At 69.7% G+C, this 25689-nt stretch carries 21 protein-coding genes; 17 read left to right on the forward strand and 4 right to left on the reverse strand.

Annotation, left to right across the window (positions count from 1 at the left end; genetic code table 11):
* The first annotated feature begins 233 nt into the window (after positions 1-233).
* A complete protein-coding gene (locus ACWD10_RS19785; RefSeq protein WP_451092605.1) occupies positions 234-1253 on the forward strand; it encodes a TerC/Alx family metal homeostasis membrane protein in 1020 nt (339 codons plus the stop codon).
* A 53-nt stretch (positions 1254-1306) separates the two neighbouring features.
* On the opposite strand, the gene ACWD10_RS19790 is transcribed toward ACWD10_RS19785, so the two are convergent.
* The 3 genes from ACWD10_RS19790 to ACWD10_RS19800 all read right to left on the reverse strand — a co-directional run bounded on the left by ACWD10_RS19790 (position 1307) and on the right by ACWD10_RS19800 (position 4178).
* Positions 1307-2578, reverse strand: coding sequence for an MFS transporter (locus ACWD10_RS19790; RefSeq protein ID WP_451092706.1), 1272 nt, complete (start codon positions 2576-2578; stop codon positions 1307-1309).
* Positions 2579-2822: 244 nt separating this feature from the next.
* On the reverse strand, positions 2823-3479 hold the full coding sequence (locus ACWD10_RS19795) for an MBL fold metallo-hydrolase (protein WP_451092607.1): 657 nt from the start codon (positions 3477-3479) through the stop codon (positions 2823-2825).
* Between the two features lie 9 nt (positions 3480-3488).
* A complete protein-coding gene (locus ACWD10_RS19800) occupies positions 3489-4178 on the reverse strand; it encodes a maleylpyruvate isomerase family mycothiol-dependent enzyme (protein ID WP_451092609.1) in 690 nt (229 codons plus the stop codon).
* Positions 4179-4422: 244 nt separating this feature from the next.
* Between ACWD10_RS19800 and uvrA the strand changes: the two genes are divergently transcribed.
* From uvrA to ACWD10_RS19815, 3 genes are all read left to right on the forward strand, one after another.
* A complete protein-coding gene (gene uvrA / locus ACWD10_RS19805; protein ID WP_451092611.1) occupies positions 4423-7422 on the forward strand; it encodes an excinuclease ABC subunit UvrA in 3000 nt (999 codons plus the stop codon).
* 93 nt (positions 7423-7515) lie between these two features.
* A complete protein-coding gene (locus ACWD10_RS19810) occupies positions 7516-9267 on the forward strand; it encodes an alpha/beta hydrolase (RefSeq protein WP_451092613.1) in 1752 nt (583 codons plus the stop codon).
* A 156-nt stretch (positions 9268-9423) separates the two neighbouring features.
* Positions 9424-9852, forward strand: a complete 429-nt coding sequence (locus ACWD10_RS19815) for a Rieske (2Fe-2S) protein (protein WP_451092615.1) — start codon at positions 9424-9426, stop codon at positions 9850-9852.
* A 183-nt stretch (positions 9853-10035) separates the two neighbouring features.
* Here ACWD10_RS19815 and ACWD10_RS19820 read toward each other — a convergent pair whose 3' ends face one another.
* On the reverse strand, positions 10036-11100 hold the full coding sequence (locus tag ACWD10_RS19820) for a hypothetical protein (RefSeq protein ID WP_451092617.1): 1065 nt from the start codon (positions 11098-11100) through the stop codon (positions 10036-10038).
* Between the two features lie 228 nt (positions 11101-11328).
* Here ACWD10_RS19820 and ACWD10_RS19825 point away from each other — a divergent pair, with 228 nt between their 5' ends.
* The 13 genes from ACWD10_RS19825 (at position 11329) to pgi (ending at position 25674) form a co-directional block, all read left to right on the forward strand.
* A complete protein-coding gene (locus ACWD10_RS19825) occupies positions 11329-11967 on the forward strand; it encodes a papain-like cysteine protease family protein (RefSeq protein WP_451092708.1) in 639 nt (212 codons plus the stop codon).
* Between the two features lie 5 nt (positions 11968-11972).
* Positions 11973-12923, forward strand: a complete 951-nt coding sequence (locus tag ACWD10_RS19830; RefSeq protein WP_451092710.1) for a hypothetical protein — start codon at positions 11973-11975, stop codon at positions 12921-12923.
* A gap of 177 nt (positions 12924-13100) precedes the next feature.
* Positions 13101-15125, forward strand: coding sequence for an excinuclease ABC subunit UvrC (gene uvrC / locus ACWD10_RS19835; RefSeq protein WP_451092619.1), 2025 nt, complete (start codon positions 13101-13103; stop codon positions 15123-15125).
* Positions 15122-16069, forward strand: a complete 948-nt coding sequence (gene rapZ / locus ACWD10_RS19840; RefSeq protein ID WP_451092621.1) for an RNase adapter RapZ — start codon at positions 15122-15124, stop codon at positions 16067-16069. Before uvrC ends, rapZ begins: the two co-directional genes overlap by 4 nt.
* A complete protein-coding gene (locus ACWD10_RS19845) occupies positions 16066-17103 on the forward strand; it encodes a gluconeogenesis factor YvcK family protein (RefSeq protein ID WP_451092623.1) in 1038 nt (345 codons plus the stop codon). Before rapZ ends, ACWD10_RS19845 begins: the two co-directional genes overlap by 4 nt.
* Positions 17094-18092 (forward strand): DNA-binding protein WhiA, encoded by a 999-nt coding sequence (whiA, locus tag ACWD10_RS19850; protein WP_451092625.1) that lies wholly within the window; start codon positions 17094-17096, stop codon positions 18090-18092. The genes ACWD10_RS19845 and whiA overlap by 10 nt, the downstream gene beginning before the upstream one ends.
* A 357-nt stretch (positions 18093-18449) precedes the next feature.
* Positions 18450-19457 (forward strand): type I glyceraldehyde-3-phosphate dehydrogenase, encoded by a 1008-nt coding sequence (gene gap, locus ACWD10_RS19855; protein WP_451092627.1) that lies wholly within the window; start codon positions 18450-18452, stop codon positions 19455-19457.
* Between the two features lie 114 nt (positions 19458-19571).
* Positions 19572-20783 carry a phosphoglycerate kinase gene (locus ACWD10_RS19860; protein WP_451092629.1) on the forward strand — a complete coding sequence of 404 codons (1212 nt, stop codon included), beginning with the start codon at positions 19572-19574 and terminating at the stop codon, positions 20781-20783.
* A gap of 6 nt (positions 20784-20789) precedes the next feature.
* Positions 20790-21566, forward strand: coding sequence for a triose-phosphate isomerase (tpiA, locus tag ACWD10_RS19865; protein WP_451092631.1), 777 nt, complete (start codon positions 20790-20792; stop codon positions 21564-21566).
* A 140-nt stretch (positions 21567-21706) separates the two neighbouring features.
* Positions 21707-21937, forward strand: coding sequence for a preprotein translocase subunit SecG (gene secG, locus ACWD10_RS19870; protein ID WP_451092633.1), 231 nt, complete (start codon positions 21707-21709; stop codon positions 21935-21937).
* A 246-nt stretch (positions 21938-22183) separates the two neighbouring features.
* Entirely contained in the window at positions 22184-22519 is a 336-nt protein-coding gene (locus ACWD10_RS19875; protein ID WP_003957010.1) for an RNA polymerase-binding protein RbpA, read from the forward strand.
* 182 nt (positions 22520-22701) lie between these two features.
* Positions 22702-23934 (forward strand): MFS transporter, encoded by a 1233-nt coding sequence (locus ACWD10_RS19880; RefSeq protein ID WP_451092635.1) that lies wholly within the window; start codon positions 22702-22704, stop codon positions 23932-23934.
* Positions 23935-24021: 87 nt separating this feature from the next.
* The gene (gene pgi / locus ACWD10_RS19885) at positions 24022-25674 is read left to right on the forward strand and encodes a glucose-6-phosphate isomerase (protein ID WP_451092637.1); all 1653 of its coding nucleotides are present in this window, start codon (positions 24022-24024) and stop codon (positions 25672-25674) included.
* The last annotated feature ends 15 nt before the right edge of the window (positions 25675-25689 follow it).

Raw genomic sequence — 25689 nt, forward strand, 5'->3', positions numbered from 1 at the left:
AGCAAGCTCTCCCCTTTGCCTTGGCTTTGCGAAACGCTTTACCTTCTCTTGGTGTTTCGGGTACTGTTCATCCAGCGGAGGGGAGTACTCCTGACTGCGGCGTTCCCGTCAATACGGATCAGGCATGGCCGGATCCCGGGGCGTCGGCCCGCGAGCGGCAAGCTCCTGGGTGGAGGAGACCTCCGGCAGCGACGACGCTGGACAACGTGCCGTTACGTACTGCCGGAGGCGCAGTGGATGTTTCCCTGACCCTGTGGGTCCTTACGATCGTGGGCTTGTGTGCCCTGATCGCCGCCGACTTCTTCATCGGGCGCAAGCCCCATGACGTATCCATCAAGGAAGCCGGGATCTGGACCGTCGTCTGGATCGTCCTGGCGGCCCTCTTCGGGCTCGGACTCTTCTTCTTCGGGGGCGGGCAGCCCGCCGGAGAGTTCTTCGCGGGCTTCATCACCGAGAAGTCGCTGAGCGTCGACAACCTCTTCGTCTTCGTCCTGATCATGGGCAAGTTCGCGGTGCCCTCGAAGTACCAGCAGCGGGTGCTCCGGATCGGCGTGCTGATCGCCCTCGTCCTGCGCGCGATCTTCATCGCCGCCGGTGCCGCGATCATCGCGAGCTTCTCGTGGGTCTTCTACCTCTTCGGCGCGTTCCTGATCTGGACCGCCTGGAAGCTGATCCAGGAGGCCAGGGCCGAGGAGCACGACGAGGAGTACGAGGAGAACAAGCTGCTCAAGGCGGCCGAGAAGCGCTTCGGCGTCGCCGACCGCTACCACGGCACCAAGCTGTGGATTCAGCAGAACGGCAAGAAGGTCATGACGCCGATGCTGGTCGTCATGCTGGCGATCGGCACCACCGACGTCCTCTTCGCCCTCGACTCCATCCCGGCGATCTTCGGCCTCACGCAGGACCCGTACATCGTCTTCACCGCCAACGCCTTTGCCCTGATGGGTCTGCGGCAGCTGTACTTCCTCATCGGCGGACTGCTCAAGAAGCTGGTCCACCTCAGCTACGGCCTGTCGATCATCCTGGGCTTCATCGGCGTCAAGCTGGTCCTGCACGCGCTGCACGAGAGCGGCGTGCACGTCCCGGAGATCTCGATCCCGTTCTCGCTCGCCGTGATCTGCACGGTCCTCGTCGTCACGACGATCACGAGCCTGATCGCCTCCAAGAAGCAGGCGCAGGAGCAGCCGTCCCTGGAGCAGCCTGCCAAGGAGCAGCCCTCCAAGGATCAGGTCGAGGAGCACGTCGAGAACTGACGCGTCCCGTACGACAGCCCGCCCGCACCCCGGTGCAGGCGGGCTGTTCGGCGTTATGCGACCACCGGCTCCGCCGCCCCCGCCCTCGCCTCCCGGGTTTCCGGCAGCAGCGCGAAGCAGCCCAGGCTCAGCAGGGCGAGGGCCGTCAGATAGGCGGCGACGCCCCACGGCGGGCCGTCGCCGCGTCCGGCCACGGCGGTCGCCACCATCGGGGTGAGCGCGCCGCCGAGCACCCCGCCCAGGTTGTAGCCGACGGCCGCTCCCGTGCAGCGCAGCCGGGGCTCGTACAGCTCGGGCAGATACACGGCGACGACGGCGAACGACGCGATGAACGCGAGCAGCGCAAGGAGGATCCCGGTGAACATGAGCAGCGGCCGCGCGGTGTGCAGGAGCGCAACCATCGGGAACATCCACAGCCCCGCGGCCCCGACGCTGAGCAGGCATACGGGCTTCCGGCCGTAGCGGTCGCCGAACACGGCCGCGAACGGGATGAGCACGCCCTTGATGGCGACGGCCGCCATGATGCAGGTCAGCATGGTGGTACGGCTCACCCCGAGCCGTTCTGTCGCATACGCGAGCGACCAGGTGGAGACCGTGTAGAAGATCGCGTAGCCCGCGGCCATCGCACCGGCGGTGAGCAGCACAAGGCGCCAGTGCCCCCGGGCGACCTCGACCAGCGGCACGCGCGCGTGCTCCCGTACTTCCAGGAAGTGCGGCGTCTCGGTGAGCGAGTGCCGTAGCCACAGGCCGACGACGGCGAGCGCGCCCGCGGCCCAGAACGGCACCCGCCAGCCCCACGAGGCGAACTGGGCATCCGTGAGCCCCGCTGACAGGGCAAGCATGGTGCCGTTGGCCAGGAGAAAGCCGATCGACGGTCCGACCTGCGGGATGCTCGTCCACAGCACGCGCCGGTCGGCGGGCGCGTGCTCCGCGGTGATCAGCACGGCTCCGCCCCACTCGCCGCCGAGCCCGATGCCCTGCAGAAAGCGCAGCACGAGCAGCAGCAAGGGCGCGTAGAGGCCGATCGTGCCGTACGTAGGTACGCAGCCGACGGCGACGGTGGCACCGCCGGTCAGCAGGAGCGACAACAGAAGTACGGGCCGCCGCCCGCGCCGGTCCCCGAGGTGGCCGAAGAGCACAGAGCCGAGCGGCCGGGCCACGAACCCGACGCCGAACGTCGCGAAGGCGGCGAGCGTCCCGGCCATCGGCGAGAACGTGGGGAAGAACAGCGGCCCGAGCACCAGGGCGGCCGCGGTGCCGTAGACGAAGAAGTCGTAGAACTCGATGGCGGTGCCCGCGAGCGAGGCGGCCGCGAGCCGGACCATGGAGAGGGTCCGGGGCGGGGCCACGACGGGGCCTTCGTTGGGGGTGTCGTGGGCGCCGGGGGAGGCGCCCGAGGAGAACGGTGCAGCGTGCATGCCGCAACAACTACCCACGGTCACTGAGAGTCACGGGGGCGTGCGGCTGCACAGGCCGGAACCGGGGCGCCGCCCCGCGGACGGCAAGAGCGGCGGCCCCGGAGCCTGTGCCCCGGGGCCGCCGCACTCGGTCGCTACAGAAGAAGAGCCGTCACCAGCCGCGCTCGCGCCACTTCGGCAGTTGCGGGCGCTCGGCGCCGAGCGTCGTGTCCTTGCCGTGCCCCGGGTACACCCAGGTCTCGTCGGGCAGCGGCTCGAAGAGCTTGGTCTCGACGTCCCGGATGAGGCTGGCGAAGGCCTCGGGGTCGTTGTGGGTGTTGCCCACGCCGCCGGGGAACAGGCAGTCACCGGTGAAGACGTGCGCGTGGCCGTGCGGGTCGTCGTAGATCAGCGCGATCGAGCCCGGGGTGTGGCCCACCAGATGGCGCGCGGTGAGCTCGACCCGGCCCACGGTGATCGTGTCACCGTCGTCGACGAGCACATCCGTCGCCACCGGGATGCCCTCGGCGTCGTACCGACCCGCGTAGGTGCGCGCGCCGGTGGCCTTGACGACGTCCGCGAGGGACTGCCAGTGGTCGCCGTGCTGATGCGTGGTGACCACGGACTTGAGGCCGTCGCGCCCGATCAGGCTCAGCAGGGTGTCGGTGTCGTTGGCCGCGTCGATCAGGAGCTGCTCGCCGGTGGCCCGGCAGCGCAGCAGATACGCGTTGTTGTCCATGGGGCCGACGGCGACCTTGGAGATCATCAGGTCCGCGAGCTCGTGCACTTCCGCGGGACCGCCGACTGTCACCTTGCCCGTGTACGTCATGGGTTCAGCCTACAGAGCGGGCAGTTCGGGCAGCGGGCCGCCGTCACACTTCAGGCCCGCCCCGTCCTTACGACGGCCCGCGAGCCAGCCGAGCAGTGCGGGTGCGGGGCCGGTGACGGAAACCGGCTCTCCTTCAGTACGGCCGGTCTGCCACTGCCCGCCGTCGGACGACGTGAGGCGGACCGGCGGCACCGCCGCGTTGCCCGCGAAGCGGTCCGCGAGGAACGCGATCTCGCGCCGCACGAACTCGTCCGGCAGGTCCTCGAGCTCGTAACCGATGCCGAGGTCGACGTGGTGCAGCTCGACCTCGATCAGGCGCCGGAACGGCACCCGCGACGCCTTGTCCGTGACGCCGTTGCGCAGCTCCACCGTGCGGGACCAGTCGGCGTCCCGCTCGGCCTCCTTCTGGAAGTGCTCGCCGGTCTCGCGGACATCGGCGAGCTGCTCGGCGAGCGGCCGCGGGGCGTCCCGCTCGATGTCGCCGTCCCGCGCCTCGGCGCTGACGTACATCGGGCGCCCGGCAAGAACATTGACGAGTGCGTCCGCATTGCGGGCGATATGGGCCAGGACGTGGCCGCGGCTCCAGCCGGGCAGCCGTGACGGCTCCCCGACAGCGGCGTTGTCCAGTTCGGCGACCGCGGTGAGCAGCCGCTCGGTCGCTTCACGTACTGAGACCAGGTCGCGCACATGATCGTTCATGGGTCGACCCTAGCCCCCTGACGGGCCCCCGCCACTCATTCGGGTGAAGGTGTAGAACCACCCTCCGGAATCGAATGTCCGTGCTATAGGCTCGGACGAGGCATCCTTGGTAGTTGGAATGCGAAGCACCTTCGAGCAGTTTCCACGTAGTAAGCCCAAGCAGTTGCAGACCTTCGCTGTGGCGGCCCCACGTCTTCGGGACGGGGCCCCGCCCCGCTTCTCTAGTTGAAAGGTGCGGACCGGCGTGGCCGACCGTCTCATCGTCCGTGGCGCGCGCGAGCACAACCTCAAGAACGTCTCGCTCGACCTCCCGCGTGACTCGCTCATCGTCTTCACCGGCCTGTCCGGCTCCGGCAAGTCGTCCCTCGCGTTCGACACGATCTTCGCCGAGGGCCAGCGGCGGTACGTGGAGTCCCTCTCCTCGTACGCCCGCCAGTTCCTCGGCCAGATGGACAAGCCGGACGTCGACTTCATCGAGGGCCTCTCGCCGGCGGTCTCCATCGACCAGAAGTCGACCTCCCGCAACCCGCGCTCCACGGTCGGCACCATCACCGAGGTCTACGACTACCTGAGGCTGCTCTTCGCGCGCATCGGCAAGCCGCACTGCCCGGAGTGCGGCCGCCCCATCGCCCGCCAGTCGCCGCAGGCCATCGTCGACAAGGTCCTCGAACTCCCCGAGGGCAGCCGCTTCCAGGTGCTCTCGCCGCTGGTGCGCGAGCGCAAGGGCGAGTTCGTCGACCTCTTCAACGACCTTCAGACCAAGGGCTACAGCCGCGCGCGCGTGGACGGCGCCACCATCCAGCTCTCGGACCCGCCCAAGCTCAAGAAGCAGGAGAAGCACACCATCGAGGTGGTCGTCGACCGCCTCACCGTGAAGGACAGCGCCAAGCGCCGCCTCACCGACTCCGTGGAGACCGCGCTCGGGCTCTCCGGCGGCATGGTCGTCCTTGACTTCGTCGACCTCCCGGAGGACGACCCGGAGCGCGAGCGCATGTACTCCGAGCACCTCTACTGTGCGTACGACGACCTCTCCTTCGAAGAGCTCGAGCCCCGCTCCTTCTCCTTCAACTCGCCCTTCGGCGCCTGCCCCGACTGCACCGGCATCGGCACCCGCATGGAGGTCGACCCCGAGCTGATCGTCCCGGACGAAGAGCGGACGCTCGACGCGGGCGCCATCCACCCTTGGTCGCACGGCCACACCAAGGACTACTTCGGCCGCCTCGTCGGCGCCCTCGCCGACGCGCTCGGCTTCCGTACCGACATCCCCTGGGCGGGTCTGCCGCAGCGCGCCAAGAAGGCACTGCTGCACGGCCACAAGACCCAGATCGAGGTCCGCTACCGGAACCGGTACGGCCGCGAGCGGGTCTACACCACGCCCTTCGAAGGCGCCGTTCCGTTCGTCAAGCGCCGCCACTCCGAGGCGGAGAGCGACGCCAGCCGGGAGCGCTTCGAGGGCTATATGCGCGAGGTGCCCTGCCCCACCTGTGAGGGCACCCGGCTCAAGCCGATCGTGCTCGCGGTCACCGTGATGGGGAAGTCCATCGCCGAGGTCTCCGCCATGTCGATCGCCGACTGCGCCGAGTTCCTCGCCGAGCTGAAGCTGGGCGCCCGCGACAAGAAGATCGCCGAGCGCGTCCTCAAGGAGGTCAACGAACGCCTCCGCTTCCTGGTCGACGTCGGCCTCGACTACCTCTCCCTGAACCGCGCCGCCGGCACCCTCTCCGGCGGCGAGGCCCAGCGCATCCGGCTCGCCACCCAGATCGGCTCCGGACTCGTCGGCGTGCTCTACGTCCTCGACGAGCCGTCCATCGGCCTCCACCAGCGCGACAACCACCGCCTGATCGAAACCCTGGTCCGCCTGCGGGACATGGGCAACACCCTCATCGTCGTCGAGCACGACGAGGACACCATCAAGGTCGCCGACTGGGTCGTGGACATCGGCCCCGGCGCCGGTGAGCACGGCGGCAAGGTCGTCCACAGTGGTCCGTTGAAGGGTCTCCTCGCGAACGAGGAGTCGATGACCGGGCACTACCTCGCGGGCAAGAAGTCCATTCCGGTCCCCGACATCCGGCGCCCCGTCGACCCCGCCCGCCGCCTCACCGTGCACGGCGCCCGGGAGAACAACCTCCAGGACATCGACGTCAGCTTCCCGCTCGGCGTCTTCACCGCCGTCACCGGCGTCTCCGGCTCCGGCAAGTCGACGCTGGTCAACGACATCCTCTACACCCACCTCGCCCGCGAGCTGAACGCCGCGCGCAACGTCCCCGGGCGGCACACGCGCGTGGACGGTGACGACCTCGTCGACAAGGTCGTGCACGTCGACCAGTCGCCCATCGGCCGTACGCCCCGCTCCAACCCGGCGACGTACACCGGGGTCTTCGACCACGTCCGCAAGCTCTTCGCCGAGACCACCGAGGCCAAGGTCCGCGGCTACCTGCCCGGACGCTTCTCGTTCAACGTCAAGGGCGGCCGCTGCGAGAACTGCTCCGGCGACGGCACCATCAAGATCGAGATGAACTTCCTGCCGGATGTATACGTCCCGTGCGAGGTCTGCCACGGCGCGCGGTACAACCGCGAGACCCTGGAGGTGCACTACAAGGGCAAGTCCATCGCCGAGGTCCTGGACATGCCCATCGACGAGGCGCTCTCCTTCTTCGAAGCGGTGCCGACCATCTCCCGCCACCTCAGGACGCTCAACGAAGTGGGCCTGGGCTACGTCAGGTTGGGCCAGCCCGCGCCCACGCTCTCCGGCGGCGAGGCGCAGCGCGTCAAGCTCGCCAGCGAGCTCCAGAAGCGCTCCACCGGGCGTACGGTCTACGTCCTCGACGAGCCCACCACCGGCCTGCACTTCGACGACATCAACAAGCTGATCAACGTCCTGTCCGGCCTGGTCGACAAGGGCAACACGGTCATCGTCATCGAGCACAACCTCGACGTGATCAAGACCGCGGACTGGCTCGTCGACATGGGCCCCGAGGGCGGCAGCGGCGGCGGCCTCGTCATCGCCGAGGGCACCCCCGAGCAGGTCGCCGGCGTCCCGACCAGCCACACCGGGAAGTTCCTGCGCGACACCCTCGCGGCGGACCGGATCAGCGACGCGTCATCCACGGCGTCGCCGACGGCGCGGAAGAAGACCCCCGCGAAGAAGACCACCGCGGCGAAGTCCCCGGCGAAGAAGGCAGCCGTGCAAAAGGCTCCCGAGAAGGCCCCCGCGAAGAAGGCGGCCCGCTCCCGGAAGGCGTGACGCGCCCGCTCCCGGAAGGGCGTGACGAGGTTGGGAGGGCGGGACGGCACCCTGCGTGAGCAGGCCCACCCCCGCCCTCCTACCTTGTACCCCATGTACAACTTAGGGCGGTACGCCAGGAGAACGGCCGACAGCGTCGCGGCATTCGCCAAGCACCCCCTGAAGGACCGCCCCAACGAGACGTACCTCATCCGACGCTGGCCCGACCTCACCGCCACCTGCGTCGCCACCCTCTTCTTCTGGCTCTCCCTGACCCCGTCGCTCGTGCCCCGGCCCTGGCTCCTGCAGGGCGTGATCGGCGGGATCACCGCCGCGATCGGCTACGCCGTGGGCTCCCTGCTGAGCAGCCTCTTCCGTGCCCTGGTGCGTCGGCGCCCCAGCGAGAAGGCGCGCGTGAGGTGCTGGCAGGTCTACTGGGTGCTCAGCCCCGTCATGGCCGTCTGGCTGATCTCCGAAAGCGCCCAGATGCAGCGGCAGTTGCGCGCCCTTCAGAGCCTGCCGCCCTCGGTCACCTGGCACACCCCGATGATCGCGCTGATCGCCGTGGCCCTCTGGCTGCTCATTCTCAGCCTCGCCCGCTCCGTCCGGCTCGGCTCACGCAAACTCATCCACGTCCTGGGCCGGATACTGCCGCGCCCCGTCGCCGTCGGGCTCGGACTGCTGCTCAGCGCGATGGCGGTCACCGTCGGAGTGCGCGACGTCGTCTTCGACCGGGGCATCATCGACGTCGCCGACAGCATCGCCAAGGCCACCAACTTCGGCACCACCGACGGCATCACCCGCCCCCGCTCCCGCTATGTCTCCGGCAGCCCCGACTCCCTGATCCGCTGGGACGACCTCGGCCTGCAAGGACGTAACTTCGCCGGATCGGCGCCCAGCGCGAAGCAGATCGCTGCCTATACGGGCGAGCCCGCGAAAGAACCGGTCCGCGTCTACATCAGCTCCTCCGCACCCGCGGCCTTCAGCGAAATGGACCCCTTCAAGGCACAGGCCCGGCTCGCCGTACGCGAGTTGAAGCGGACCGGCGCCTTCGACCGCAAGGTCCTCACCGTCGCGGGCACCACCGGCTCCGGCTGGGTCGACGCCAACGTCACCGAATCCCTTGAGTACATGTACGGCGGTGACACCGCGATCGTCGCCGTGCAGTACTCGTATCTGCCCAGCTGGGTCTCGTTCCTCGTCGACAAGGAGAAGGCCGGTCAGGCCACCCGGGCCCTCGTCGAGGCCGTACGCAAGGAGATCGACGCGCGGCCCGCCGACCGCCGCCCCCAGTTCGCCGTCACCGGCGAGAGCCTCGGGGCCTACGCCATCGAGGACACCTTCGGCAGCGTCGACCGGCTCCTCGCCGACACGGACGCGGCCCTGCTCCTCGGCGTGCCCCACTTCTCGCCGATCTCCCAGGAACTCCGCGCCCGCCGCGACGAGGGCAGCCCGGTGTGGCGTCCGGTCTTCGAGAACGGCCGGAACATCCGGTTCGCCCAGTTCCCGGAGGTGGATCTGAAGCGGTCGTCCGCGCGGTGGGGCCACCCGCGCGCCGTATACCTGCAGAACGCCTCCGACCCTGTCGTCTGGTGGTCGCCCGACCTGCTGCTCGAGCGCCCGGAGTGGCTGAACAAGCCGCTCGGCCCGGACATCACCCCCGAGATCGACTGGTTCCCGTTCGTCGGCTTCTGGCAGACCACGATCGACATGGGGGTCTCGTACGGGGTCGACGCACCGCACGGACACCGCTACGGCGCGGGCTCGGTGGACGGCTGGGCGGCCGTACTGCCCCCGGACGGCTGGACCGAGCGGGACACCCAGCGGCTCCGCCAGTACATCGAGGAACGTGAGAAGCCCTATTGAGCCTCGGTCCTGTCTTCAAACTCGCGTCGTCGCCCGCAGGGCAGGCGGGAGTTTGAAGACAGGGCCGAGGTCGGCGGGCCCTGGGCGCCGCCGGTCGGGGTGATACCTGCCGGTATCGTCGGGTGCCGAACAAGCCCCCCGAACCGTGGAGAACGCATGCCCGGCAAGCCCGCCGCCCGTCGCACCGTGCTGAAAGGCGCCGCCCTCGCGGGTACGACCGGCCTGTCCGCGGCCGCCTGCTCGACCGAGTCGAAGGTCGGGCACGCCAAGGAGCCCACGCCGACCGCCCCCGTCGACCTGGGCGACGCGGAGGCCGTCGCCGCCGGTGGCGTCAAGCTCTACCGCGAGCAGCGCCTCGTCGTCAGCCGCTCCGACGACGGCGAGTACCAGGCGTTCAGCGCCCAGTGCACCCACGCCGGCTGCGTCCTCTCGAAGGTCGAGAAGGACGAGGGCCACTGCCCCTGCCACGGCAGCCGCTTCGACGTACGGACCGGCGAGGTGCTCGAGGGCCCCGCGACCGTGCCGCTGCCGAAGGTGCCGGTCAGGACGGAGGGCGGGAAGCTGATCGCGGGTCCGGAGGCGTAACCGGTAGAACCGGTGGGGCGTGGGGGCGTAACTGGTCTTCGTAACCGGTACAACCGGGAGCTCGTGATTCTCGTAACCGGCTCAACCGGTATGTCACAACCCGTGTAACCGGCCCAACCAGTACGTCGTAACCCGCGTAACCGGTAAAACCGATTCGGCGGCAAGGCACCCGCCCCGCCCGCCTCACTCCCAGTCCCACCCGATCCCCAAGATCCCAGCCCGTACCTGCGGCTCCACCAGATGTACGGTCCGGTGGTGGCCGCTCAGCGTGAGGTCCTGGCGGCCCATTCGCGGGGCCGTCGCCGAGTGCTGGGAGAAGCGGTGGCAGCGCACCGGCAGTGCCTCTTCGGCGAACCGCACCTGGAGGACGTACTGCCCGCCGACGAAGCTGAAGCCGCGCACGTACTCGTTGCTCGGCCCCGCCGTGCCGTCGTCGAAGCCGTAGCGGAAGACATGGGTGTCGCCGGTGCGCAGCCGGACGTCGAAGAGCAGCTCGGCGATGAGCATGCCGGACTCCCCGTGCCAACGCACCCGCCCCGTACGGCAGTTCTCCAGGGCGCGCACGGTCACCCGGTCCGGCGCGCAGCCCGGGTCGCCGTGGTGAATGGCCAGATAGCGGTCGACGCCGTCGCGGTGCGCCCGCACGATGTGCTGCGAGTCCCGGCCGAGCAGCTCGCGCCCCGCACCGATCCGCACCCGCTCGTGGTGACCGACGGTGTGCAGCCCGCCGTCGAGCGGCAGCCCGAGCTCGTCGAGGAGCCGCTCCAGCGCGCCCGAGACCTCGAGCAGGGAGCGGTACGAGCGGGTGGCGGGCCGGTCCGCGGCGGCTTCCTCGCGGGAGAGCAGCCGCAGCAGTGCGTCTTCGGGGAGGCGGAGCACCTTCTCCAGGGCGCTGACGGCGCGCAGCGACTCGGGGCGCTGGGGCCGCCGGGCCCCCTGCTGCCAGTAACTCAGGCTGGTCACGCCGACCTTGACGCCACGGCTCGCGAGGTGGTGCTGCACCCGGTGCAGCGGCAGGCCGCGGGCGCTGATGGCGGCGCGCAGGGCGGTGTGGAAGGGTCCGTTGCGCAGCGCCGAGGCCAGCTCGGCCGCGTCCGGGGCCGCACCGGTCGGCGGGCCGGTCGACGGGCCGGTCGGCGGGCCGGGCGCCGCGCCGGGTGCTGCGTCCGGTCCCGTGCGCGCGCCGCTGCGCGCGTCCGCGTGCCGGTCGCCCCGCAACCCCTGCGCTCCGTACGGCCCCTTCGGCATGGTGTCGCCTTCTCCCTGTGAACATTCACGAGCGGCGTCCCGCGTGCTCGCGCCGGTGGGTGCGTGTCTCCTGCTCGGCGCACGGGGCCCGTTCACATCCGTACGCGGATCGTTCACGCCACGATTCCCTCCGCATTGAAGCGTGTTGACCTGTACGCGACAACACCGGACGCTCCTGCACAGCGTCCGGACGCGATCCTCCACCCCACCCCCACATGGGAGGACGCGATGCACAACCGAAGGAGACGGCTGCTCGGCGCGGCCGCGCTCGCCGTGGCGGCGGTCTTCGCCGTACCGGCCGCGAGCGCCACCGAGGCGCCGTACAACGGAAGTTCGCCCTCCGTCGCGAACGCCGCCCCGGCCAAGGCCGAAACCGCCTCGGCGCTCGCCGCCAAGCGCCTGGACATCACGATGCAGGCGCAGGAGATGTCCAACTGGTGCTGGGCCGCGGGCGGTAACACCATCGCCACGTACTTCGGCGAAGGCTACTCGCAGAACCAGTTCTGCAACGCGGCTTTCGGCCGACAGCAGGGCACTTCCTGCCCCAACAACCAGGCCACGCTCGGCCACGTTCAGAACGCCCTCGACTGGATGGGCATCAACCCCGGTTCGTACGTGAACGGTTGGCTGCGTTATCCGACCGTGCAGGCCGAGATCGACGCCAACCGGCCGGTGGAGACCCGCATCCTCTGGTCGAACGGCGGTGGCCACATGCATGTGATCTACGGCTACGACGACGCCAAGAGCTGGGTCTACTGGGGCGACCCCTGGCCCTCCAACGACCGCTACAACTGGGCCTCGCACGCCTGGTACATCGACAACAACACATTCTCCTGGACCCACTCGCTCTACCGGATCGGGGCGTGAGCGCGATGACCCGACACCTTCCGAAGGCCGCGCTCGCCGCCACCGCCGCGACCCTGCTGCTCGGCCTCGCCGCCCCGCACGCCACGGCCGCCCCTGACCGTGACGACACCCCCACGACCCCCGCGGCCCCGGCCGCGCCCGCAGCCCCGTCGAAGGCCGACCGTGCCGCCGCCCACGAGGCCGTCACCGCGCCCGGCACGCTCGACACCCTCTCCCGCTTCTTCGCCCGCGAGGGCGCCGTATCGAAGGAGAAGAAGGCGAAGAAGACGAAGAAGGCGAAGGAGGCGAAGGCGCGGCCGCGGATCCAGGGCGGCACCGTGCCCGTGTACTACCTGTCGCCCGAGTTCGTCGCGGGCAAGCGTGGCGCACCCGTGGCCCGCCTGGAGTTCCTGGCCGGCAAGGCGGTCTCGGCCGACGGCCGGACGGCCTCGCTGTGGACCGTGAAGCAGAAGGGCACATGGCAGGTGGTCAACATCGCCACCGGGGACGACGAGACCCACTACGCGCGCGTGGGCGCCGAAAAGCTCCCTGGAGGCACCGTTTTCCACGAGCCACAGATCGACGCGTGGTACGTGCAGCGCGACGCGCGTGTGCTGCCCCTCGACAAGGACGCGTCCGCCGCGATCGGCGCCGACGGCACCTCGCTCGCCGCCTATCGCGAGCGGGTCGGGAAGGCGTACGGGGACAAGCTGCCCGGCTCCGCTTATGACCGCTCCGGCAAGGCGGGCGGCTTCGCCCAGGACTCCGCGGGCGCCGCCAAGGACTCCAAGGACGCCAAGGACGCCATGGACGCCAAGGACTCCAAGAAGAACGTCACGGAGGCCTCGGTCATGGCGGCGCCCGGCTCCCCGCCCACCGACCCCGCGGTGACCGTCGCCGCCACCGCGGCCGGTGCCGGTGCGCTCGCCGCCCTGACCCTGACCGCCGCCCGCGCGATACGCCTGCGCCGCCGCTGACGCCCCACGCACCACCGACTCCACACCATCACCGCCCCCACCGCACCACCGGCTCCCGCGGCCCGTCCCGCGGCCCCGCCCGGCACTCCGGGTGGGGCCGCGGGACGGCTGTGGGGCATGCGTCACCCCGTCCCGGTCGCGGCCCCGGCTGTCGGTCCCCGCCAGTAGGGTGAGGGCATGGCAGACCCCTCCACCTACCGTCCCAAGCCGGGACAGATCCCCGACTCACCCGGGGTCTACAAATTCCGCGACGAGCACCGCCGGGTGATCTATGTCGGGAAGGCCAAGAGCCTGCGCCAGCGGCTCGCCAACTACTTCCAGGACCTGGCGAGTCTCCACCCGCGCACGCGCTCGATGGTGACGACCGCCGCATCCGTCGAGTGGACGGTCGTCGCTACAGAAGTAGAGGCGCTCCAGCTCGAATACACCTGGATCAAAGAGTTCGACCCCCGGTTCAACGTCAAGTACCGCGACGACAAGAGCTACCCGTACCTCGCGGTCACGCTGAACGAGGAGATCCCGCGGGTCCAGGTGATGCGCGGCGCCAAGAAGAAGGGCGTGCGCTACTTCGGCCCGTACGGCCACGCGTGGGCGATCCGCGAGACCGTCGACCTGATGCTCCGCGTCTTTCCCGTACGCACCTGCTCCGCAGGCGTGTTCAAGAACGCCGAGCGGACCGGCCGCCCCTGCCTGCTCGGCTACATCGGCAAGTGCTCGGCACCCTGCGTCGGCCGGATCACCGCCGAGGACCACCGTGAACTGGCCGAGGACTTCTGCGACTTCATGGCCGGGCGTACCCATACGTACATCCGCCGCCTGGAGAAGGAGATGGCCGCCGCCGCGGAGGAGATGGAGTACGAGCGTGCGGCCCGGCTGCGTGACGACATCGAGGCGCTCAAGCGCGCGATGGAGAAGAACGCCGTCGTCCTCGCAGACGCCACCGACGCCGACCTGATCGCCCTCGCCGAGGACGAGCTGGAGGCCGCCGTCCAGATCTTCCACGTCCGCGGCGGCCGGGTGCGCGGTCAGCGCGGCTGGGTCACCGACCGCGTGGAGGCTGTCACCACGGCCGGCCTGGTCGAACACGCACTTCAGCAGCTCTACGGAGAAGAGACCGGCGACGCCGTACCCAAGGAGGTCCTGGTCCCGGCCCTGCCCGAGGACGAGGCGGCCGTCACGGAGTGGCTGACCGGCCGCCGCGGCGCCAACGTCAGCCTCCGCGTCCCGCAGCGCGGCGACAAGCGCGCCCTGATGGAGACGGTCGAGCGGAACGCGCAACAGGCCCTGGTCCTGCACAAGACCAAGCGCGCCTCCGACCTGACCACCCGCTCCCGCGCCCTGGAGGAGATCGCCGCCGCCCTCGACCTGGACAGCGCCCCGCTGCGCATCGAGTGCTTCGACATCTCCCATCTTCAGGGCGACGACGTGGTGGCCTCCATGGTGGTCTTCGAGGACGGCCTGGCCCGCAAGAGCGAGTACCGCCGCTTCCAGATCAGAGGCTTCGCCGGACAGGACGACGTCCGCTCCATGCACGAGGTCATCGGCCGCCGCTTCAAGCGGTACCTCGCCGAGAAGGAGAAGACGGGGGAGTGGGGCGAGGAGCCCGAACAGCAGGCATCGGCCGGGGATGCCCTGACCGAGGACGACGGCCGTCCCAAGAAGTTCGCCTACCCTCCCCAGCTCGTCGTGGTCGACGGCGGACAGCCGCAGGTGGCGGCGGCCAAGAGGGCCATGGACGAACTGGGCATCGACGATGTCGCGGTCTGCGGTCTCGCCAAGCGCCTGGAGGAGGTCTGGCTGCCGGACGACGAGGACCCGGTGGTCCTGCCGCGCTCGAGCGAGGGCCTCTATCTTCTCCAGCGGGTACGCGACGAGGCGCACCGTTTCGCGATCAGGTACCAGCGCACCAAGCGGTCCAAGCGGATCAAGGAGGGCCCGCTGGACGCCGTGCCCGGCCTGGGAGAGACGCGTAAGCAGGCGCTCATCAAACACTTCGGTTCGGTGAAGAAGCTGCGGGCTGCCACCCTTGACCAGATCTGCGAGGTGCCCGGGATAGGCCGCAAGACCGCCGAGGCCATCGCCGCGGCCCTGGCCGGGGCGCCCCAGGCCGCCCCTGTGGTCAACACCGCGACCGGAGAGATCATTGAGGAAGAGGCGCCCGTGCCCACGGGCACCTCGGACGAACGGGGGCAGAACAGATGACTGAGCACAACGAAGACGGAGCACAGGTGAGTACGGGAAGCACGGGCACAGGCACGGCCACCCCTGGCGGGACGGCCGAGACCGCGATCCCCGAGCTGGTGATCATCTCCGGGATGTCCGGCGCGGGGCGCTCCACCGCCGCCAAGTGCCTGGAGGACCTCGGCTGGTTCGTCGTCGACAATCTGCCGCCCGCGCTGATCCCCACCATGGTGGAGCTCGGCGCCCGCTCGCAGGGCAACGTGGCGCGGATCGCGGTCGTCGTCGACGTACGCGGCCGCCGCTTCTTCGACAACCTGCGCGAGTCCCTCGCGGACCTGAAGGCCAAGAACGTCACGCGGCGCATCGTCTTCCTCGAGTCCTCCGACGAGGCCCTGGTGCGCCGCTTCGAGTCGGTGCGCCGCCCGCACCCGCTGCAGGGCGACGGCCGCATCACCGACGGCATCGCCGCCGAGCGCGAGCTCCTGCGCGAGCTGCGCGGCGACGCGGACCTGGTGATCGACACCTCAAGCCTGAACGTGCACGAGCTGCGGGCCAAGATGGACGCCCAGTTCGCGGGCGACGAGGAGCCCGAACTCCGCGCCACCGTCATGTCGTTCGGCTACAAGTACGGCCTGCCGGTCGACGCCGACCTCGTGGTCGACTGCCGCTTCCTGCCCAACCCGCACTGGGTCCCGGAGCTGCGCCCGTACACCGGCACCAGCGAGGAGGTGTCGAGCTATGTCTTCAACCAGCCCGGCGCCAAGGAGTTCCTCGACCGTTACACCGAGCTGCTTCAGCTGATCGCGGCCGGTTACCGCCGCGAGGGCAAGCGGTACGTCACCATCGCCGTCGGCTGCACCGGCGGCAAGCACCGCTCCGTCGCCATGTCGGAGAAGCTGGCCGCCCGCCTGGCCAACGAAGGGGTGGAAACCGTCGTCGTCCACCGGGACATGGGGCGCGAGTGAACCACGACCGTCGCGGCCTGCGCCTGACCCGCCTGAGCCGCAAACGGGGCACGCAGCCGAACCGGCGAGGCACCCAGCCCAAGGTCGTCGCCCTCGGCGGCGGCATGGGCCTGTCCGCCTCGCTGGCCGCGCTGCGCCGGATCACCGGCGACCTCACCGCAGTCGTCACGGTGGCCGACGACGGCGGCTCCAGCGGTCGGCTCCGCGACGAGCTGGGCGTGCTGCCCCCCGGCGACCTGCGCAAGGCGCTCGCCGCGCTGTGCGGTGACGACGACTGGGGCCAGACCTGGTCCCGGGTCATCCAGCACCGCTTCCAGTCCCGCGGCGAGCTGCACGAGCACGCCGTCGGCAATCTCCTGATCGTCGCCCTGTGGGAGCAGCTCGGCGACCACGTGCAAGCGCTCGACCTGGTCGGCAAGCTGCTCGGCGCGCACGGCCGGGTGCTTCCCATGTCGGCGGTGCCCCTGGAGCTGCAGGCCCTGGTCCGCGGCCACCACCCGGACCGGCCCGACACCGTCGACACGGTCCGCGGCCAGGCCACCGTGGCGCTCACCCCGGGCGAGGTGCAGTCCGTGCAGGTCGTGCCGCACGACCCGCCCGCCGTCCCGGAGGCGGTCGCGGCGGTCCTCGACGCGGACTGGGTGGTGCTCGGCCCCGGCTCCTGGTTCTCCTCGGTGATTCCGCACCTTCTGGTGCCTCAGCTGCGTGACGCGCTCACCGAGACCAAGGCCCGCCGGGTGCTCTCGCTGAACCTCGCGCCGCAGCCCGGCGAAACCGAAGGGTTCTCCCCGCAGCGTCATTTGGAGGTTTTGGCCCGACACGCCCCTAAACTCGCCCTGGACGTGGTGCTGGCCGACCAGGTCGCCGTGCGTGACCCGGAGTCCCTGAACGACGCCGCGAAGCGGTTCGGGGCGGCGGTCGAGCTGGCACCGGTCGCCGCGCCGGACGGCGCTCCGAGACACGACCCGGAGCTCCTTGCCGCCGCGTACGACCGTATTTTTCGGATGCATGGAAGGATCGGCCCATGGCGATGACGGCAGCGGTGAAGGACGAAATCTCCCGGCTCCCCGTCACCCGGACCTGCTGCAGAAAGGCAGAGGTCTCGGCGATTCTTCGGTTCGCGGGCGGCCTTCACCTGGTCAGCGGCCGCATCGTGATCGAGGCGGAGCTGGACACGGCCATGGCGGCCCGGCGGCTCAAGAAGGACATCCTGGAGATCTTCGGGCACGGCTCCGAGCTCATGGTGATGGCCGCGGGAGGGCTGCGCCGTGGCTCCCGCTATGTCGTACGCGTGGTCGCGGGCGGTGACCAGCTCGCCCGCCAGACCGGCCTGGTGGACGGCCGCGGCCGCCCCATCCGCGGCCTGCCGCCGCAGGTCGTCTCCGGCGCCACATGTGACGCGGAGGCCGCCTGGCGCGGCGCCTTCCTGGCGCACGGCTCGCTGACCGAGCCGGGCCGTTCCTCCTCCCTCGAGGTGACCTGCCCGGGTCCGGAGGCGGCGCTCGCGCTCGTCGGCGCGGCCCGCCGCCTGTCGATCGCGGCGAAGGCCCGCGAGGTGCGCGGCGTGGACCGCGTGGTGGTGCGGGACGGCGACGCGATCGGCGCCTTGCTCACCCGCCTCGGCGCCCACGAGTCCGTGCTCGCCTGGGAAGAGCGCCGGATGCGCCGCGAGGTGCGGGCCACCGCCAACCGCCTGGCCAACTTCGACGACGCCAACCTGCGCCGCTCGGCCCGCGCCGCGGTCGCGGCCGGAGCCCGGGTGCAGCGCGCCCTGGAGATCCTCGGCGACGAGGTGCCCGAGCACCTCGCGGCCGCGGGCCGGTTGCGCATGGAGCACAAGCAGGCCTCCCTGGAGGAGCTCGGCGCGCTCGCCGACCCGCCGCTGACCAAGGACGCCGTCGCCGGCCGGATCCGCCGCCTGCTCGCGATGGCCGACAAGCGCGCCCAGGACCTGGGTATCCCGGGCACGGAGTCCAACCTCACCGAGGAGATGGCCGAGCACGCCGAGAACCTCGTCGGCTGATCCGCCCCACCGGCACACCGCGGCCGGGCCGCCCGCACGATGGGACGGCCCGGCCGCTGCGTCGTTTTCCAGCAGTCACCGCGCGTGATGGAAACAGGCGCCACTACGTGTACGGACGTGACACGGAAGAGCCCGACCACGCCGTTCTCACCGCCAAATGGCGCCCCTTCAGCGCCCGTTGACTCTCCGTAGCAACAGGTGGTCTTTTGTCCCGAAGCGTGACGGCCGCCTGCCGGCCACGCACGGACCCGCTCGATGTCACTCGTACGCCTTTGGAGAGGTAGGGTCGGATGCGGTCGGGGACATCCCATACAGCTCGCCGGCGCACAACCGGCGTACCAACGAGGAGATCGGTTCGTGACGATCCGCGTAGGCATCAATGGCTTCGGTCGCATCGGCCGCAATTACTTCCGGGCACTCCTGGAGCAGGGTGCGGACATCGAGGTCGTAGCGGTCAACGACCTGGGTGACACCGCGACCACGGCGCACCTTCTGAAGTACGACACGATTCTGGGCCGCCTCAAGGCCGAGGTGACCCACACCGAGGACACCATCACCGTCGACGGGCACACCATCAAGGTGCTGTCCGAGCGCAACCCCGCCGACATCCCGTGGGGCCAGCTGGGCGTCGACATCGTGATCGAGTCCACCGGCATCTTCACCAAGAAGGAAGACGCCGCGAAGCACCTCGCCGGTGGCGCGAAGAAGGTCCTCATCTCGGCTCCGGCCAAGGACGAGGACATCACCATCGTGATGGGCGTCAACCAGGACAAGTACGACGCGGCGAACCACCACGTCATCTCCAACGCCTCCTGCACCACCAACTGCGTGGCGCCGATGGCCAAGGTCCTCGACGAGAACTTCGGCATCGTCAAGGGCCTGATGACGACGGTGCACGCGTACACGAACGACCAGCGCATCCTGGACTTCCCGCACAAGGACCTGCGCCGCGCCCGTGCCGCCGCCGAGAACATCATCCCGACCACCACCGGTGCCGCCAAGGCCACCGCGCTGGTGCTCCCGCAGCTGAAGGGCAAGCTGGACGGCATCGCCATGCGCGTCCCGGTCCCCACCGGCTCGGCCACCGACCTGGTCGTGGAGCTCTCCCGTGAGGTCACCAAGGACGAGGTCAACGCCGCGTTCAAGAAGGCCGCGGACGGCGAGCTCAAGGGCTTCCTGTACTACACCGAGGACCCGATCGTGTCCGCGGACATCGTCAGCGACCCGGCGTCCTGCACCTTCGACTCCTCCATGACCATGGTCCAGGAGGGCAAGACGGTGAAGATCCTCGGCTGGTACGACAACGAGTGGGGTTACTCCAACCGTCTCGTCGACCTGACCACCTTCGTCGGCGGTCAGCTCTGATCCGTAGCTGAAACAAGGATCAGGCACCTCGATGTGAGCACGGGGCTCGGGCAGCGCAATGCCGCGCTGTGCGGGCCCCGTCGCTTTTGTGTGATTTCAAGGAGTCCTAAGAGAATGAAGACGATCGACGAACTTCTCGCCGAAGGCGTCGCCGGCATGCGGATCTTCGTCCGCGCCGACCTCAACGTGCCGCTCGACGGCACCACCATCACCGACGACGGCCGCATCCGCGCCGTGCAGCCCACCGTGAAGGCGCTGGCCGACGCCGGTGCGCGCGTCGTGGTCGCCTCTCACCTGGGTCGCCCCAAGGGCGCCCCGGACCCGGCGTTCTCGCTCGCCCCGGCCGCCGCGCGGCTCGGTGAACTCCTGGGCTCCGACGTCCGGTTCGCCACCGACACGGTCGGCGAAGCCGCCAAGGCCACCGTCGCGGCCCTCGGCGACGGCCAGGTCGCCGTCATCGAGAACCTCCGCTTCAACCCGGGCGAGACGTCCAAGGACGACGCCGAGCGCGGTGCCTTCGCCGACCAGCTCGCCGAGCTCGCCGACCTGTACGTGGGCGACGGCTTCGGCGCCGTGCACCGCAAGCACGCCTCGGTCTACGACCTTCCGGCCCGGCTGCCGCACGCCGCCGGCTACCTCATCGCCAAGGAGGTCAGCGTCCTCAAGAAGCTCACCGAGGACGTCAAGCGCCCGTACACCGTGGTCCTCGGCGGCGCCAAGGTCTCCGACAAGCTCGCCGTCATCGACGAGCTGCTCGGCAAGGCCGACCGGCTCCTCATCGGCGGCGGCATGGCGTACACCTTCCTCAAGGCCAAGGGCTACGAGGTCGGCATGTCGCTCCTTCAGGAGGACCAGATCCCGGCCGTCACCGAGTACATGCAGCGCGCCGAGAAGAACGGCGTCGAGCTGGTGCTCCCCGTCGACGTCCTGGCCGCCACCGAGTTCCCGGACCTGAAGACCAAGGCCCCGGCGGACTTCGACACCGTCGACGCGGACAAGATCCCGGCGGACAAGGAGGGCCTGGACATCGGCCCCAAGTCCCGTGAGCTGTTCGCCTCGAAGATCACCGACGCCGAGACCGTCTTCTGGAACGGTCCCGTCGGCGTCGCCGAACACCCCGACTACGCTGGGGGTACGACGGCCGTAGCGGAAGCCCTGCTGGAAGGCGAGGGCTTCACCGTCGTCGGAGGTGGCGACTCCGCCGCCGCCGTCCGCAACCTGGGCTTCGACGAGTCGAAGTTCGGCCACATTTCGACCGGTGGCGGTGCCTCCCTCGAATACCTCGAGGGCAAGACCCTGCCCGGCCTCGCCGCACTGGAGGACTGACTCTTAATGAGCACGCGCACGCCCCTGATGGCGGGCAACTGGAAGATGAACCTCAACCACCTCGAGGCCATCGCCCATGTCCAGAAGCTCGCCTTCGCGCTCGCCGACAAGGACTACGAGGCCGTAGAGGTCGCGGTCCTGCCGCCCTTCACCGACCTGCGCTCCGTGCAGACCCTGGTGGACGGCGACAAGCTCAAGATCAAGTACGGCGCCCAGGACATCTCGGCGCACGACTCCGGTGCCTACACCGGCGAGGTCTCGGGCCCGATGTTGTCCAAGCTGAAGTGCACGTACGTGGCCATCGGCCACAGCGAGCGCCGCCAGTACCACAACGAGACCGACGAGATCTGCAACGCCAAGGTGAAGGCCGCCTACAAGCACGGCCTGACCCCGATCCTCTGCGTCGGTGAGGGCCTGGACATCCGCAAGGCCGGTCAGCAGGTCCAGTACACGCTGAACCAGGTCGACGGCGCCCTCAAGGACCTCCCGGCCGAGCAGGCCGAGTCCATCGTGATCGCGTACGAGCCGGTGTGGGCCATCGGCACCGGCGAGGTCGCCACGCCCGAGGACGCGCAGGAGGTCTGCGCGGCGATCCGCGGCCGCCTGGCCGAGCTGTACTCGCAGGAGCTCGCCGACCGGGTCCGCATCCAGTACGGCGGCTCCGTGAAGTCCGGCAACGTCGCCGCGATCATGGAGCAGCCCGACGTCGACGGCGCGCTGATCGGCGGCGCCGCGCTCGACGCCGACGAGTTCGTCAAGATCGTCCGCTTCCGCGACCAGTGAGTCGACCACTGAGTAGGCGCTAGCGGCGTTACGTCGTACCCTGGCGGGGTCCGAGGCTTGTTTCCGGAAGCTTTCCGCTCACCGGAACCGGTCCGGGCCCCGTCGTCGTAGATACCGAGGAAGTTGGTTCAGCCGTGGTTATGGGGTTCTCGATCGCCCTGATCGTCTTCAGCGGGCTGCTGATGTTGCTCGTACTGATGCACAAGGGCAAGGGCGGCGGCCTCTCCGACATGTTCGGCGGCGGTATGCAGTCCTCCGTCGGTGGCTCTTCGGTGGCCGAGCGTAACCTGGACCGCATCACCATCGTGGTCGGCCTGCTGTGGTTCGCGTGCATCGTCGCCCTGGGCCTGATGATGAAGCTGGACAGCTGACGGATCCGACCGGTCGACCAGTCGACCAGACAGTCCGGGCTGTCCGGGCTGTCTCGTCAACGACGCCCCACTTCTTTAGGCGCGGCTTATCATGGCCATGCGTCTCGGGTGGGGATGGGTAACTCCCATCACTGGACGCGCGTTGGGCCTTCCGTAGACTGAACCGCCTGTGCCGCCTGAAGGCACCCGCGGCGCAGCAGCCGGTGAGAAACGCTGTGCAGCACCGTCATGCAGGGAGTTACGACCGTGGCAAGTGGCAACGCGATCCGTGGTAGTCGGGTCGGGGCGGGGCCGATGGGCGAGGCCGAGCGGGGCGAGTCCGCGCCGCGCCTGCGCATCTCCTTCTGGTGCTCGAACGGGCATGAGACACAGCCGAGTTTCGCCAGTGACGCGCAGGTCCCGGACACCTGGGACTGCCCGCGCTGCGGATTCCCGGCCGGACAGGACCGGGACAACCCGCCGGACCCGCCGCGCACCGAGCCGTACAAGACGCACCTCGCGTATGTACGTGAGCGGCGCAGCGACGCCGACGGCGAGGCGATCCTCGCCGAGGCCCTCGCCAAACTGCGCGGCGAAATCTAGAAGTTGAGCATCGGCCGGACCCTTCGGGGCGTCCGGCCTGATTCTTTTGCGGCATTTGTCCCGCAGGGTTCGTACGATTCCACGTGCCCGTACGTCCCAGTCGCTCGTACGTCCCCACGATCGCGGTCGGTTGTCAGTGGTAGCCCTTACCGTCTGAAGCAGTCGACCACGAGGGGGGAGTTGTGGCTGCTGTGGAGGACGCTCAGGTGCGGGCGCCCGCATGGCGCGGGGGGTTCGGACGGCTGTGGACCGCCGCCGTTCTGTCCCGGTTCGGCGACGCGCTGCGCAATGCGGCGCTGCCGCTGCTCGCGGCCTCGCTCACCCGTGATCCGTTCCTGGTGACGCTGGTGTCGGCCTGCGGTTATCTGCCGTGGCTGCTCTTCGGGCTGCTCGGTGGGGCGGTCGCCGACCGGGTCGACCAGCGGCGCGCGATGTGGGCGACCGATGTCGTACGCGGGCTCCTGATGGCCGGTTTCGCGGTGGCCGTCGCCCTTGGGCACGCCTCGATCGCCCTCCTGATAGCCCTCGCCTTCGTCCTCGCCACGCTCCAGACGCTGTTCGACAACGCCGCCACGGCCGTGCTGCCCTCGCTCGTGGGCCCGGAGGCCCTGGGCAGTGCCAACGCCCGGCTGATGACCGGGCAGCAGTTCGCGGGCGGGATCGTGGCCGCGCCGCTGGTGCCGGTGCTGCTCGCCGTGGGCCTCGCCGTGCCGTACGGCGTGGACGCCCTCACGTACCTCGTGGGCGCAGTGCTCCTCGCCTCGCTGCCGATATCCGCGCCCGCCACGACCCCGCGCCCGGCCGGGGCGACGCTGCGCGGCGACATCGCGGCGGGACTCCGGGCGCTCTGGCGGGATGCGGTGTTGCGTCGGCTGTGTGTGGCCTCGGCGCTCTCCAACGTCGGTGTGGGGGCGCTCATCGCCGCCCTGGTGCTGCATGTCACCGGCTGGCTGGACGCCGGTGAGGGCGGGTACGCGGCGACGCTCACGGCGTTCTCGGTGGGCAGCCTGGCCGGGGGGCTGGTGGTCGGGCGGCTCGCCGCGCTCATCGGCCGGATAGCGGGCGTGCTCGTGGCCGGGGCGGTACAGACGGTCTGTCTGCTCACCATGGGCCTGGTGCGCGAGTTGTGGGCGGCCCTGGCCTGCCTGGCGGTGTTCGGGATGATGAACATGGTGTGGAACGTCAACCAGAGCACCCTCATGCAGGAGCGCGGCCCGCGCGAGATGCTCGGCCGGATCAGCGCCGCCTTCCGTACCGTCGCGGTCGGCGGGACACCGCTCGGCGCGCTGCTCGCCGGGGGAGTCGCCACGGCCTGGGGCCTGAACGCGCCGGTGCTGCTGGCAGGCGTCCTGCTCGCCCTCGCGGTCGTCTCGCTGCTACCTGCCCTTAAGTCCCGCGACATAGGCGCGACATAGGACAGACGTCTTATACCGGCCGCAGATCAATTAGGTTGGGAGAGCAGCGGGGAAGTCCAATGGGCAGAGAGAAGGCTGAAGTCCGAGATGAACGCAGCAAGCCGCACCAGGCTCAATCAGTTGCCGGAGTGGACGGCGCTCGGCAAGCACCGGGAGCAGCTCGGGGACGCGCATCTGCGTGAGCTGTTCGCCGCCGACCCGGCCCGTGGCGGCGGCTACACCCTGCAGCTCGGTGACCTGCACATCGACTACTCCAAGCATCTGGTCACGGACGAGACCCTGGCGCTGCTCCGCGAGTTGGCCGCCGCGACGGACGTCTTCGGGCTGCGGGACGCCATGTTCCGCGGCGAGAAGATCAACACCACCGAGGACCGCGCCGTGCTGCACATCGCCCTGCGCGCGCCGCGGGACGCGGTGATCGAGGTCGACGGTGAGAACGTGGTGCCGGGTGTGCACGCCGTACTCGACAAGATGAGCGCGTTCTCTGAGCGGATCCGCTCCGGCGAGTGGACCGGGCACACCGGCAAGCGCATCAAGAACGTGGTGAACATCGGCATCGGCGGCTCCGACCTGGGCCCCGCGATGGCGTACGAGGTGCTGCGCTCCTACACCGCGCGGGACCTCACCTTCCGCTTCGTCTCCAACGTCGACGGGGCCGATCTGCACGAGGCCGTGCGGGACCTGGACCCTGCGGAGACGCTGTTCATCATCGCCTCCAAGACGTTCACGACGATCGAGACGATCACCAACGCGACGTCCGCGCGGGACTGGCTGCTCACCGAGCTGAAGGCCGGTCAGGAGGCCGTGGCCAAGCACTTCGTGGCCCTGTCCACGAACGCCGAGAAGGTCGCCGAGTTCGGCATCGACACGGCCAATATGTTCGAGTTCTGGGACTGGGTCGGCGGGCGCTACTCGTACGACTCGGCGATCGGGCTCTCCCTGATGGTCGCGATCGGTCCGAAGCGGTTCCGGGAGATGCTCGACGGCTTCCGGCTCGTCGACGAGCACTTCCGTACGGCGCCGCCGGAGGCCAATGCGCCGCTTCTCCTTGGCCTGTTGGGGGTGTGGTACGGGGCGTTCTTCGACGCGCAGTCGCACGCGGTGCTGCCGTACTCGCACTACCTGTCCAAGTTCACGGCGTATCTGCAGCAGCTGGACATGGAGTCCAACGGCAAGTCCGTGGACCGGGACGGGCAGCCGGTGGACTGGCAGACCGGGCCGGTGGTGTGGGGGACTCCTGGCACCAACGGGCAGCACGCGTACTACCAGTTGATCCACCAGGGCACGAAGGTCATCCCGGCCGACTTCATCGGCTTTGCGCGGCCGGTGGCCGATCTGCTGCCCGGTCTGGTCGCCCAGCATGATCTGTTGATGGCGAACTTCTTCGCCCAGACGCAGGCGTTGGCCTTCGGCAAGACGCCGGATGAGGTGCGGGGCGAGGGGGTGCCGGAGGAGCTGGTCGCGCACAAGACGTTCCGCGGGAACCATCCGACGACGACGATTCTGGCGGGGGCTCTGACGCCGTCGGTGCTCGGACAGCTGATCGCGCTCTACGAGCACAAGGTGTTTGTGCAGGGGGCGATCTGGAACATTGATTCGTTCGACCAGTGGGGGGTCGAGCTGGGGAAGGTGCTTGCCAAGCGGGTCGAGCCTGCGCTGACTGAGGGGGCCGGGGTGGCGGGGCTGGATGCTTCGTCGACGGCGCTCGTTGCCAAGTACCGGGAGATGCGGGGGCGTTGAGGGGTGCGGGCCGGG

It is taken from the genome of Streptomyces sp. NPDC002851, from assembly GCF_053591935.1.